General features: G+C 39.1%; 13 protein-coding genes. 5 read left to right on the forward strand and 8 right to left on the reverse strand.

Annotation, left to right across the window (positions count from 1 at the left end; translation table 11 throughout):
- The first annotated feature begins 7 nt into the window (after nucleotides 1–7).
- Entirely contained in the window at nucleotides 8–757 is a 750-nt protein-coding gene (locus E0Z06_RS02200) for a hypothetical protein (RefSeq protein WP_070049594.1), read from the forward strand.
- A 6-nt stretch (nucleotides 758–763) separates the two neighbouring features.
- On the opposite strand, the gene E0Z06_RS02205 is transcribed toward E0Z06_RS02200, so the two are convergent.
- Genes E0Z06_RS02205 through E0Z06_RS15845 form a run of 4 tightly spaced genes read right to left on the reverse strand, consistent with a single transcriptional unit; the run spans nucleotide 764 to nucleotide 4,015 of the window.
- Entirely contained in the window at nucleotides 764–1,414 is a 651-nt protein-coding gene (locus E0Z06_RS02205) for a hypothetical protein (protein ID WP_070049593.1), read from the reverse strand.
- A gap of 9 nt (nucleotides 1,415–1,423) precedes the next feature.
- A complete protein-coding gene (locus E0Z06_RS02210; protein WP_132581486.1) occupies nucleotides 1,424–3,637 on the reverse strand; it encodes a hypothetical protein in 2,214 nt (737 codons plus the stop codon).
- The gene (locus E0Z06_RS02215) at nucleotides 3,634–3,843 is read right to left on the reverse strand and encodes a hypothetical protein (RefSeq protein ID WP_070049591.1); all 210 of its coding nucleotides are present in this window, start codon (nucleotides 3,841–3,843) and stop codon (nucleotides 3,634–3,636) included. Before E0Z06_RS02215 ends, E0Z06_RS02210 begins: the two co-directional genes overlap by 4 nt.
- Before the next feature lie 43 nt (nucleotides 3,844–3,886).
- Complete coding sequence (locus tag E0Z06_RS15845) at nucleotides 3,887–4,015, reverse strand: hypothetical protein (protein WP_268793903.1); 129 nt, start codon at nucleotides 4,013–4,015, stop codon at nucleotides 3,887–3,889.
- Nucleotides 4,016–4,163: 148 nt separating this feature from the next.
- Here E0Z06_RS15845 and E0Z06_RS02220 point away from each other — a divergent pair, with 148 nt between their 5' ends.
- The 4 genes from E0Z06_RS02220 to E0Z06_RS02235 all read left to right on the forward strand — a co-directional run bounded on the left by E0Z06_RS02220 (nucleotide 4,164) and on the right by E0Z06_RS02235 (nucleotide 7,442).
- A complete protein-coding gene (locus E0Z06_RS02220; RefSeq protein WP_132581488.1) occupies nucleotides 4,164–4,724 on the forward strand; it encodes a hypothetical protein in 561 nt (186 codons plus the stop codon).
- Entirely contained in the window at nucleotides 4,721–5,314 is a 594-nt protein-coding gene (locus tag E0Z06_RS02225; protein ID WP_070049589.1) for a hypothetical protein, read from the forward strand. The genes E0Z06_RS02220 and E0Z06_RS02225 overlap by 4 nt, the downstream gene beginning before the upstream one ends.
- A 246-nt stretch (nucleotides 5,315–5,560) precedes the next feature.
- Nucleotides 5,561–6,490: a bacteriophage abortive infection AbiH family protein gene (locus E0Z06_RS02230; RefSeq protein WP_207903126.1), complete on the forward strand. Its 930-nt coding sequence runs from the start codon at nucleotides 5,561–5,563 to the stop codon at nucleotides 6,488–6,490.
- A gap of 103 nt (nucleotides 6,491–6,593) precedes the next feature.
- Nucleotides 6,594–7,442, forward strand: a complete 849-nt coding sequence (locus tag E0Z06_RS02235; RefSeq protein WP_132581490.1) for a hypothetical protein — start codon at nucleotides 6,594–6,596, stop codon at nucleotides 7,440–7,442.
- 152 nt (nucleotides 7,443–7,594) lie between these two features.
- Here E0Z06_RS02235 and E0Z06_RS02240 read toward each other — a convergent pair whose 3' ends face one another.
- The 4 genes from E0Z06_RS02240 to E0Z06_RS02255 all read right to left on the reverse strand — a co-directional run bounded on the left by E0Z06_RS02240 (nucleotide 7,595) and on the right by E0Z06_RS02255 (nucleotide 12,364).
- A complete protein-coding gene (locus E0Z06_RS02240; protein WP_132581492.1) occupies nucleotides 7,595–9,394 on the reverse strand; it encodes an ATP-dependent helicase in 1,800 nt (599 codons plus the stop codon).
- Nucleotides 9,394–11,532, reverse strand: a complete 2,139-nt coding sequence (locus tag E0Z06_RS02245; RefSeq protein ID WP_132581494.1) for an AAA family ATPase — start codon at nucleotides 11,530–11,532, stop codon at nucleotides 9,394–9,396. The genes E0Z06_RS02240 and E0Z06_RS02245 overlap by 1 nt, the downstream gene beginning before the upstream one ends.
- A gap of 44 nt (nucleotides 11,533–11,576) precedes the next feature.
- On the reverse strand, nucleotides 11,577–11,906 hold the full coding sequence (locus tag E0Z06_RS02250; protein WP_207903127.1) for a hypothetical protein: 330 nt from the start codon (nucleotides 11,904–11,906) through the stop codon (nucleotides 11,577–11,579).
- A 242-nt stretch (nucleotides 11,907–12,148) separates the two neighbouring features.
- The gene (locus E0Z06_RS02255) at nucleotides 12,149–12,364 is read right to left on the reverse strand and encodes a hypothetical protein (RefSeq protein WP_132581496.1); all 216 of its coding nucleotides are present in this window, start codon (nucleotides 12,362–12,364) and stop codon (nucleotides 12,149–12,151) included.
- Nucleotides 12,365–12,880 lie beyond the last annotated feature (516 nt).

The raw sequence follows: 12,880 nt of genomic DNA on the forward strand, positions 1-12,880 counted from the left end.
AATTATTTTGCAGCAAGAAATTCTAGCCGTTTTGCTAGCGGTACTGCCCGCGAGTTTAGGTTATTGGGCAAAGGTGAGAACTGAATCATTAGCTTGCCGCAGGTTAATTTTGTCTTACCTGTTAGAAATCAGACATACGTTGATGTGTACTAGTTTGACTGCCGATAAATTATCAAAAGGCTTCGATAGTGCTTTGGAGAAAATTTTTGCAAAGTATCGCCAAGTTGATGATGAACCAATTATAGATGAAGCATTGGGAAAACTAAGGCCAATTGCTTATAAAATGTTCAATGATACAGTATGCGGTATGCGACCAAGCTTTGATGATGCATTTCTAGCTGAGTTTAATTCAACGCTTAGAGAATTTCGAAAAGAAGAACCACTTCTCGCTTTTCAATTGAAAGGCTGGGAAAAGGAGCAGACCTACCTTCAGATTAAACAGAATTATGCTAATACATTCAGCAATCTAGATGAAATGCAAGGTGCAACATCTTTTAAGCAGTTTTTAGAGAAAACGTTGACTGAAGATGAGGATAAAAGTCTTATCGAAAGTGTTCGTCTACTTGACGGTTTAATTAGCAAAATCGCAAGATCGTCAGGAATACTTACTCTCGTAAAGATTTCTTTTTATCTATACAAGCGTCCTGTAGTAGCCTTCTCAGTAAATGAAGCTGATTTCCTTAATGAGATGTCACCGATTTTAGATAAGCTGGGTGAGTTAATAGAGCAACATCTGGCGAATAATCATGACCGGTAACTACTGCTATCCATGAATAATTGGCAAGCAATCGACGAAGTGATGATGCATCTCTCTGATAGGCTCCATGGCTTCCTCATATCCTGCAAGAATTGACAGCATTTGCATATTTATAGCAGCAACGGCGTTGCAGTTTCGAAGAGAATCATAGATAACCTTGGGTTCATAACCTACGCCATTGCTGACAAGAGCTGCAAGACCACTGTGTGTAAAGCTATTAAACGCAGAATTGTTAATGCCTCTAAAGTCATTCAACTGACCGAGGATATGCTTTGGTGCTTCTGAATTATCAAGCGCTTTAAGCATATCTGCTATTAGTGGCGTTTCTAGCTTCTTGATTTGGTCTGGACCAACTTTACCTGCAGTTGCAAGTTTATTAAACCAAGCCTCAGTATTAGCGTACATGAGCCAAAATCCACGTATCAGGCTTTCGTATTGAGGGCGCATCAATGCAAAGCCCGATGATGTAAAGCCGTCAGCAATTAACTTAAGAGAAGAGAGACCATGTTCAAATGATAAAATGCCAGACTGAAAGGCCATTTGCCATTTAAGGTCCGGCATCGCTCCAAGATGTTGTAACTGCTCAACATGCTCGGCCATATAATCATACATTTCAAAGCAGCGCGGCAGCAGTGCTTCTAGTTCTTTTTCGTACAAAACTGTTCCTTAGTGCCTCAAAGCCAAAATTGAGCGGGAGCGCCAGAAGGCGGCAATCTGCCATGAATTGTTAGCTGTTTTAGTGTTAGGGTCAATAAAGGTTTTATGTGGTTTACCACCATGCTCAAGCATTAGCGAATATAGTTCTCCCTCATCTAACTCTGCGGCTAACATTAACGGGGTATAACCTTTGGCCGGGCTGTTGTGCTCTGCATTGACATCTGAGCCTTGTCTTATTAGTAGTCTTGCAATGTCTCTAAGTTCTTCGATGTTGGTATGCTTGCATACTCGCTCAATCATCAAATCGGCCATCAATTCTGATATTTCTTTGTAGAACTGCGTTTTTCTATGTTCAGATAATTGTGCCTGTAACTCCGAGAGGCTAAAGCCAAAATCTCCAGCTGACAACCTCCTACCCACGTCTATGAGTTCTGGCGTTATCGGGTGTTGCAACATGATTTCCCGAAATCTCTTCGGATTTTTTTTAATGCCGACCAGTTTAACAATCTCATTTAGTGCAGTTTGGTTATCCGCTAAACCACGCCTACTAACATCCGCACCTAACTCTAAAATCTTACTTACTATTTCGAACTTGCCCGTTCTGACAGCTTGTATTAGTGCGAGGTGCTTTTGCTTTTCCGTTTTTTGATTTACTGTGCCTGGAGTCATCGGATTTTTGATTATCGCGTCGTAATAGCGCCTATCAAGAGACATATAGGGTACTTCGAGTAAATCGAGTTTATGGAGTGACAGCAGTAATGGTGTATCGCCAACCTTGGAGCAGACATTTACGTCAGTACCTTGCTGAAGAAGTTGGTTAACTGAAGATAAATCATCCATCATGATGAAATAATTAATTTGAGGCATTCTTCGCTGCCATGTACTGCCAACGTTGATTTTCTTGTCTGGATACCTTAAATCAGGCTTAAGCTCGCTATTAAGGTCTAGCATCAATGGACCATAGTTTGCTGTGAATGAATAAGAGACGCCTGGAAACAAAGTGCGAGGTAAGAACATCTGAGCAAACCCTTTTCGCCACATATCAACTTCCCACTTTTCCACAGTGTCTTTAAAGCGTAATTGTTTTTGCCCGGATTCGACCTCAGCTGAGGTAATGTCATAGCCGAACAGCACCTGAGCTGCTTTAAGCTTTTTAAGAAATACGTTATCGGGATTCTCTGCGGCACTTGTAACCAACAAGCTCTCATTTACTACTTGCTCAATGTACGCCCCGCCGCAGCATAGCAAAGCATCAAATGCTTTTTCATAGAGCTCTTTTGCAGGTTCTAAGTGACCTGACAGAACTAAAAATCTTGCTTCAAACCACTTGAGCAATCCCTCGCCGCCCTTTGGAATTAGGGATGTAGGGATGTTTTTACAGACTTGTAGTTGTTTGGCGGCAGATTCAAAGTCATCTAATGTTTTCTGCCGTTTGACCAGAATTTTCTCTAAAGCTGATAGCACTTTTCGAAAACTAACAAATGCCGAGAAATAACGATTTGGCTGTCTATTCATCTTTGCTTGCAAATCGAAGCTGCCAGAAACGTGTATGTCGATGGCGCCTTTAATAAGTCGTTTGCCCCAACTTTTTTTCTTAAGTGCGTCAATGAATTTGGCTGTAAACAATAGTGGCAATGTATAAGATTGACTGTCCGGAGGGATTATCGCTCTCAGACTTTGGTTATCAGGAAGATGCTTTCCTGTGCGCCAATTTCTGATTTTATCTTTGTCTTCTTTGGTTGCCTCTTCAAATTTTTTCCAGTCCAAAAACGTATCACTGCACCACTGCCAAACCTGGTCAAAGGCTGAATGGGAACTCAATAAATCCAGAGCCGAAGGCGCATGATAACGTCTAAACGGGTAGAACACTTTTGTTAGTAAGGGCTCTAGCTGTATAGCGAAAAAATACCGGTTGATAGTAACAAGCGCTCTTTCACGGCTAGAGCCAATGAAAAATCCACAACCCGCCATTTTTTGACAGTATGTACTGATAACTGAATTTATCGTGTGTTTAGTAAATTCAGCAAAACCATTCAGATCGCTTTGGGCTAAGCCTTCATAAAATACGCTATTTATTAGTTCACTGATTTGAACGGGGTGAAGAACTGCTTCTCTAACTTTATCATCCAAGGACTTTGTTGATTTAGTATTTCGAATGCCAAAACAGCCAGCTGTTTCTCGAATGATTTCAACGGGTGTTGGTAGAATGAATCCCTTTGTCATACAGCCTCCGTGGCGCAGTAACGTCTAATATCGCGTTTAAAGTTATCCAAGGCTCTCTTGTCACTTGGTGAGCTTGGTACTACAACTCTTTTACCTGAAGGGGCTAAAAGCTTTGAATGCTTCTTTCCGTGGATAAAAGTACAGCCCGCTTTGCAAAGTTGCTTAATATACACATTAAAGTCTTTATTTGAGGTAAATTTTTTCATAGTCTAACCCTGAAGCGGGGGAAAGTTCCCCCGCTGATATGCACTAACGCTTTGCCGGTACTGGAACTGCAATGCCACGACCTTTACCAGATGGATTGCCGGTAGTGCTTGGCCAATTGCCGCCATTGCCAGGTTGGTTTGATACTGGGCGAGATGAACCTTGTTTACTCATTGCTTTTTCCTCAGTTAAGCCCTGAATTGGGCATAACCAAAAATACAATCTTGCTTACTAGATTACGGCAGTGTAGTTGGCGGGATTTTTTTAAATTTCACAAGTCATTGAATTTTATATTAAAAGAAGTTAATGCAAATAGGCGGTAGTGTTAGTGAATTTACATTGCACCAAAAAGCTTTTTGAACAACTGAGCATTTCACGTTTTGAGGCGGGCGAAACGAGTGCCTCGACCCAGGCGAATCCTTTGCTTAATTGGCATGCCAATATAGTTACCATTCAGCGTAAACAAAACTTGGTGTTTATAAACGATGCTACCCGGTACGCGGTGTTTATACCCTGTGTGATCAAAAGTGATCTGAACCGCTTACCCATTCTGTTTCAAGACGTTTTCATAAACAGTCTGATGAAAGCTGGATTGTCGAGTGAGCTTGTGGAAAAGGCCGCGCTATATTTACACGATTCGGAAGTGAGTCTGGATACAGAGTGCAGTCGCTCAGTACAAGGAACAATGAGGTTAATGGTCAGTGATGTAGAGATAACACTCGATTACAGAGGCCAGAAGATCAGTGATTTACTGCCATATTCAACATCAGTAATGCTATCTGACCGTCCATGCACAATCAAAGGTGTAAAGGGTGCTATTTGGCCAATCAGAGAAAAGGACAATTTACTAAGAGGCCTTCCAAGCATACAGGCGGTTGAATGAGCATAATAAATAGCATTGATGATGAGTTGCTAAACTCCGACCTGAAGCTTGACGGAAAACTACTAGATTTTCTGTCATGGGCTTATTCAGATTTATGCGACGACGTTAATAAAGGTATTTTTGCTGAGTGGTTGGTAGCAAAAATTTTAGGTATAAAAAGTCCCAGACGCTATTTATGGGCAAATAGTGATTTGGAAACAAGTAGCGGTGTTCGAATCGAAGTTAAAGCCAGCGCATATTGGCAGTCCTGGAAGGCACTTAATCCCGATGGGAGCCTAAAAGACTTATCAAAAGTCATCATCCAACCTGACAATAAAATTAGGTTTGGTGGATTAGTAGCAAGAGATACGATTGATAACAGCAAACAAGAATTTGGCTCATTGAAGTCCGATTATTACTGTTTCTGTTTTCACACTGAAAAGAACTACAAAGCATGGAATGCAATGGATATTTCAAAGTGGGAGTTTTATCTCGTAGCTGCTGAAGATATCAAGACAAAGAGCGTTAGTTTGAAGTGGCTCAGAGAAAACGGATATGGTTCTTATTCACCAGCGCAATTACGCAGTCATTGGGACACCCTGCAATCTTAGTAAGATTAATACACAGCACTACCTAAAGTTGCAATCATGTAAACTTTAACTAATATAGTGACAGCCTGCACAAAATTAACTAAGTTAGATACGCGAGAAGAACTTTGTCTCTAAGTCAGTGCAAATTCTGCACTTTAATGAGTATTAAAGTGCAAAATATTAAGCTAATCATGGCTAACGTCTATTGGAACTGGAGAAGTCCACACAGCGTGAGCAGTTAGTTCAATTTGTAGATTGGATCTGGTAGTGAATAGAAAACTATACATAATCGGGAATGGTTTTGATTTATGGCATGGGTTGCCAACGAGCTATGGGCACTTTTCTGAATATGCATACAGTTTGCTCTCTGAAATTGAGAATTATTATGCTCTGGATTTTAATCAGTACAACCCTTGGCATGATTTCGAAAATGCACTTGGTGATTTCGACTCAGATACTTTTTTAGATAATTATAATGAGATAGATGCCAGTGCAGATGACTTTAGACCTAGCTTTGTCTATGGTCTGGAAGATGAATTGACTGAACAAACCAACACACATGTTGATGCTATTCGGGACACTTTTTCTGAATGGATCAATCAGATTGATGTTAGCAAAGCTGTTGTGAAATTGACATTTCCCGAACATTCATTGTTTTTATCGTTTAATTACACATCGACTTTGCAGACCGTTTACGGAGTCGATAGCAATTGTATATTGCATATTCATGGCAATTCAGAGAACAACGATGAACTTATTTTTGGCCATGGTGAAGACATTCATGAGATCCATGCGTTTGACGAAGATGGTGAGCCAACTGGTGACATGTTTTCGGATGCTAGAGAAAACGCTAGATACCCACTTTATGCTCTTAAGAAGCCTGTAGATGATGTCCTCGCCAGGCACGAGGGTTACTTTGATAAGCTCCGTGATATTGGAGACGTAATTGTTATTGGGCACTCAATGAATAAAATCGATCATCCATATTTCAGAAGGATCAACCAAGTTGCTTCTGATGCTACGTGGACAGTGGTCTATTACTCTGATGTGCAAGAAAGTGATTTTATTCAAAGTTTAATTGACTGCGGCGTAAAACCTGAGCGCATTCAATGTTATGACTACGATATTTGGGCTTCCCGAATTGCAATTGATGTCGAAAGTGCTGACAAGCCAAAAAAGTACTTTAATGCTTGGTAACGTGCAAAAAGTGATATGTAATCATGAGTTTCTTAGCTAAGTCGCGTTTGAGAAACTGGCGACGATTCAGTTTATACAAGGAAGTAAAAATGGGCATATTCAAATGATTGAAGTTTTATTCACAGTTGACAATAGTGTATGCGACACAGAGCAGTACTCTTCAAATTCTGAGAAATTCAGAGGTAATATCGTTTGTATCGAATGCAAGAGAAAAGCCTGGTTTATAAAGGGATATAACACGGAAAAGCTGTCACGCATGGCGTGCTTCGCTGCGCATCACATCGAGGGGTGTTTTGCCTCTACTATACAACTAGTTGCAGACGATGTGGAATCCGAAGATGGTGCAAATAATGAGATTCAGTCGTCTGACATCTATGTTGATTTAGATAAGTCTAAATCACAATCCTTATATGTTGCCGAAGATAACGATAAGCACGGCACAGAAGAGTCACAAAGAACATCTCCACAGAAACAGAAAGCTATAGGCAACACAGGAAATTTTCCGTTAAATAAGTCATTAAGGCAATTATTAACGAACCTATGTACGAACAAAGAATACCTTAATCAAGAAAGAGACATAAAAGTTGTAGCTGACTCTGGCAGAGTAGTTATCGAAGGGCAACTGATGGACAAGGCTATTCATTTCGACGAGATCAGCCAGAATCACTCTCAACATACTTGGTTATTTTGGGGAACGATAAACAATATATACTTGCGTAAGAATGGGGAGCTTTGGCTTAATTCTGGTTCTAGATTTGAGCCTTCAATTATCGTAAGAAAAGCTCTAATTAACGATATAAAGAGAAATTTTAAAATCGAAGATTTAACGGAACTCAGTGGTGCTGACGTTTTAGTTATTGGTCCTCTTGGATTTGACGGCAAACAAGCACTGATTAGACCATCGTTCACAAAGTATATGACTTTTCGTCGCCATAGAATAAAAACACTATAAAGTCCAAGGCACTCTATTGGATGGAAATTAGGTTTAGGTGCAGAAAAATTTGACTCAAATCTAACAGTTGCCAGTGAAAAACTGGCAACTGTTAGCTCAAGTCTGAGCTAGTAAAGATTAATAACAACCCCCCCCTCATATGGCTTTCCTTACTAAATAGGCTTTTGGCTATAGAAGAATACACAACTGTTCAGTACTTCAGTTGGTGTGTACATATTGTATCGCCCTCTACTACGGCCAGTCTCCGAAAATAGATAAAGATTTTTTCTCGCTCTTGAGCCAATGACATAAAGTAATTTCTTTGCTGAGTCGCTGCCATCTGGATCATTAAAATGAGGAACCATTCCTTCTAGTAAAGCGTAAGAAATAACAACATCAAATTCAGCACCTTTAACGCCATGAATAGTTGAGACAGTTATGCCCGTTCTATTTTGAAAAACTTTTCTAAAAAAATTTATATCTCTTATACCAGTAATACCTTCTTTCTCTAACCTTTCAATTCTCGAGGTTGAACTATCAAAAAATGCGTCAAAGTGTTCGTTTAGTTGCTTGAAAAAGATCAATTCAATTCCAAGATGATCTAATAATTCAATGAAAAATCTCTTCAGAAAATTTAGTCCATCTTGCTCTATAGGTTGAATTGAGTTGCATAGCCTCAGTAATTCTCTTGATGAAAGCTTTGGCAAATAAATCCCAATATCATTAAAATCTTTGATAATCTCTGCGGCCCACCGCAATCGACGAACATAATTCTCCGGTGATGGAAGTGTTAAAGCTAGTTTCGAAACTTTGTACCAATAATTCTCGATATCTCTCGCGAATGGCACCATTCCTGGACCGTCAAATGACTGTTCAGGCATATTCACTACTAACTGTCTTGTCATTGACGCTAGATGAACCCATTGAGGAGCAACTACACAAATTTCATCTGGCTTAATATTGAGAATATCTATATTAAATCGGATTATTTTAATTATTTCATGCACTAGAGAATCGCGATGAATTAAATCGTCGTAGCAAATTATACTAGGGTATGATCTGTCCTTGCCTGCGGCGACTATATTAGTCTTATACAAGTTATAGTTATTAAAATATTTAATTATATTTTCAGATGACCTAAAATTTTCTGTAAGTGCAAAATTCTTTATCGACAAATTTGTTATATTGATCAGTTCGGGGAGTAGAATAGGGTAACCACCTAAAGAACCGAAAATCGCCTGATTTGGATCTCCAACCATAAATAATCTGGTGTTACCGTTGCCAGCCTTTAAAATTCCAGCAAGTATTCCATATTGAATTTTTTTAGTATCTTGGTATTCATCCACCAGTATTACTGAGAAAAGTAAAGATAAAGTAAGATTAATTTCAGGATTTTCTTTACATAGCGATCTTGCGGACCAAAGAAGAAGCTCAAAATCAATTTGTTTTTGCATTGCTAATTGATTGAAGTATTCTCTAAGTATTTCATGGATGAATGCATGTTTTTTGTTGTCAGGGCAAATTAAATGATAGCCATTATCATTAACATAATAATCGCAATCATAATGTGTAATCTTGTCCTTTTGGTAAGGTTTGCAAAGTGATTCTAATAATTTTTCTTTTTCATGAGAGTCGATTATTCTGAATCCAGATGCAATGCTTTCCTCATAAATATGGTATGGCTTGACTATCCACTCAAGACAGAAAGAATGGATAGTTCCAATCCAAAGTTGCTCCGTTCTAATTCCTAATGACTCTACTCTTTCTTTTATTTCGTCAGCAGCCCTATTCGTATATGTTATTGCTATTACAAACTTCCTCCTTGATTGAATCATAGATAGTTCATAAGCAATTTTATAAGTCAAAGTGCGGGTTTTGCCGCTGCCAGGGCAGGCAACTAGGAATACGCTCTCTGGATGGAGAACTGCAGCAGTTTGCTCCGGCGTTAACTCAGTAGGCTGCCAAGTGAACATTACGTCACGTCCTGCAATAAGTTGTGGACTTGGTCATTTGGCAGTAACAGCTGAATAGATATTTTTAAGTTTTGTAAGTTGAGATTTCCGGACAAATAACTATCTAAAAGGTCTTCTGCAGCAATTTTGGAACCTTTATCAATATTGCCATTTGTAAATGCACTAATAAGCCGATGTCTATAAATACTATTGATGAGTGCAATACCAAGCTCTTTTTTAGCGGTGAAAATGGCTTCGTAAATATATTTTGGAATTATCGTATCCGTTGTAACATGTTTTCCTAATAGAATTGCAAACCAGCCTTTGCCGCAGTTAGAAGCCATAGTAAGCACTCTTTTACCATAGTCACTAATTACTCCTGACGTGAGTTCCGTCTTTGCCAGTGATATCGTTTTTGGGTCAACATAGACCTGATCTACTACGTTAGAAACAACGACTCCGTTACCTGATTTTATGAAGTCCACTTCAAATGTGTGTTCTGCATAATGGACAGATAACCAAATATTATTAAGGGTATATGAATCCAGATCCGATTTTCGAAGTTTTCCTGATGCTTCAGATGATGCACACTTTTTCTTAAATTCGCTGATCACTGGGGTGTCTAAAGGTTCTGGTATGGTGTTGATGAAAGATGAATCAAGATCAGTAATTATGGCACAGTTTTTTCTAATTCTTGTGTCGTGAAAAAGCTGGGCAACATTTTTGAATCCGGTGCTACGAATATTAATAAGGCTTATACCAAGTTCATCTAGACTAAGCCCTAGTACTTTTTTGAAAAGAATAGGTATAAGTATTTCTTCCGCATCACCTTCAATTAGCACAACGCTTTTAGCGAAGAGAAGATTGTTACGTACAGCGTCTAAGTAACGTTGAATACGTTCAATTTCGTTAGGTGATAAGTCTGTACTAGGTTGAAATGCTTCAGATACGCCATCAGAAAAACCAATTACGTTGATATTTTCAACATTACTCACTTCAGATATATGAGTAGAATGAGTTGAGTAAATAATCTGTGTATCAATGTAATTGAGCTTGTCGAAGAGACTTTTCTGGATATGAGTATGGATATGAGCCTCTGGCTCCTCTATCAGTAAAAAGTTTGCTATTGAATTCTTTTCTTTCTGATATTTGAATTCCAGTAATTTTAATGTAAGAAAAATGAGATTAGCACCACCTAGACTCAATTCATGAATGGCGCCTTCATAGCTCTCGTCTGACTCTCCTATAAATAACTTTAACGACTGAAATAATTTATCTGCCTCTTCAGGCAAATCAGAACGAATTGATAGTGAGTTTGGAGCGTATGTTTCACCTACAGTATCTTTTATAGTATTTTTTATATCTACTCTAATTGTCTGAACATCGTCTAGTTTCTCTATGGACTGATTAAGTTCTTGTACCTTAGTAACAATAGGAAGCATAACTGCGTTCGGTATTTCTCCACTTTTACTCTTTAGCAGTTTTAGCAGAGGGTTCGTTCTGTTGTTATGGAACTCTGCAACAACATCTCTTAGGGCTTGGACAAATGAAAGTGATATTTCTTTACTGACAGATAGAAAAGTTGGTAAACGTGCTCCAATAGTCGGCGAATCTATCTCGTTGTTGAAAATACATTTTTCAAAGTCACCTACCAATGATTTATAAATAACTTCATTAGTAAAATCTGCTGTGCTTCTTCCTGTAAAAAGCGTTTCATAATCATCTATTGTTATTTGTTCTCGGATAGCGTTCATTCCAACAGTATCAAGAGCTTTTAAAGCGGAAAATTTTAAGCGAACATCCTTTTTCGGTCTAAAAATCAGATTATAAGTAGCTTTTTTGACAACTGGTGTTTGAAGTTGTGCCGTGCCGTGCAAAAACAAAGCCTGTATTGCCTCGTCTGGTCCAATATCACTGAACTCAGCGCTGATAACAATCCAGTGGCCTCGCCAGTCCCCTATTTTTCTATTGAAATCTTGTTCCTCTAACTTAAATGCTAAACGGAGCATGTTATCGTCAAGTAGCAGCCGTATTGCTCTAAACGCGTTAGATTTCCCTGAACCATTTTCGCCAATAATCGTGTTCACGCCTTTATTAAATAGAAAACTCGTTCTGGCGAAATTACGATAGTTTACAAGCGACAGTTTTGATATGTACATGTTGTAAATTCATCCTTGCAATAATAACAATTTCAGTTGTGGCCCTATATACAGCCTCTTCGTTTGTAGCTGCCTTCCCAAGCTATATATCTACGCTCCCAAAGCTTTGCCGCCAACTCCTCGCGTTCCCACTTCTTTTCAATTTCTTTCTTATCGGGCAATTTGACACCTGACAGCTGTTGGCTGAACATGCGTGGGATCACATGGCTATAGTGGCGCTCTATCATCTCTATACTCGTACCACACTGACGAGCTAGCACATCAATAGTCACTTTTTGGGCAATAAGTTCCCATGTTATAAACGAGTGGCGTAAAGAGTAAAGTGTTCTTTTGCCATGAGGTGAATTGTCTAGCCCAAGATCTTTCAATGCCACGTAAAAGTGCGGCCTATTACTTTAGCTTCTTTACCATTTGGTAGCAGGAAAATTTTGTCTTCTGCTTTACGCGGGTACGGGCAGGAAAACGCTTTGCATGCTAGCGAACTACTGAAAGAGCGGAAAATATGAGCTTATACACAGCCTGGGTAAAGTGTCGACTGTCAGATTTGACTGCGCTCACTTACTTTAAGGTACAAGCTGCTTCACCGTAAAATATGGGACATCCGTGTCCACATTATTTATTTGGTATGGCAATTTGGGCTGCAGTAGTAGCAGCCGTCAAATTTATTATTTGGATACTGGCGATATGCTTCCTTTACAGCTGATTGGCAGGTGTCATGCTCACCAAGGGAAATCTGATTTTCCGCATTAGGTAAATACTGACATGTATTTGCATTGTGAACTTCATGCTCGCCTGTTGGTTGAGCGTTTTTATTGACGATGTATCTAGCCATAAACGGCTCCTAAATTGTAGTAAGTTAAAGCCCCAGTAATTAAGGGGCTTTCGACATAGATCAATTGGGTGTAGATCTGTAGTGTTCAGGGACCTTCGTACCATCTTTCTTGGTATACGGTGGAACGTGAACTTTCTTCTTGCCGCTTTGCGTCTTAGCCATGCTAAAAACTCCTGGCTTGAAAGTTAATGTCTGGCTGCTACAATTCAGATCCTGCTAAAGGGGTAGCAACCGCTCTGGTTGATACTAAGATCTCTGACCGATTCGCACTCGGTTAGAGATCACATCAACTCTCACCAACACAACATATAGTGGTGTCATATCAAGATAGTGCGGCTATGTAGATATTGCAAGGTGGGAAACTGTATTTTTAAACAGTTATTTGGGTCGGTTAGTAATTACTAACTGGTTAACATATGTGTTTAAAAGGTGTACAGTATGGCAAGCTTTTTTTGTGCAATAAATTTATTTGTTCTATCAATATTTTTTTATAACACCATCCCTTAACGATCTTAT

Origin of the sequence: Rheinheimera sp. D18 (genome assembly GCF_004345025.1) — a bacterium.
In the GTDB taxonomy this organism is placed as follows: Bacteria; Pseudomonadota; Gammaproteobacteria; order Enterobacterales; family Alteromonadaceae; genus Alishewanella; species Alishewanella metallidurans.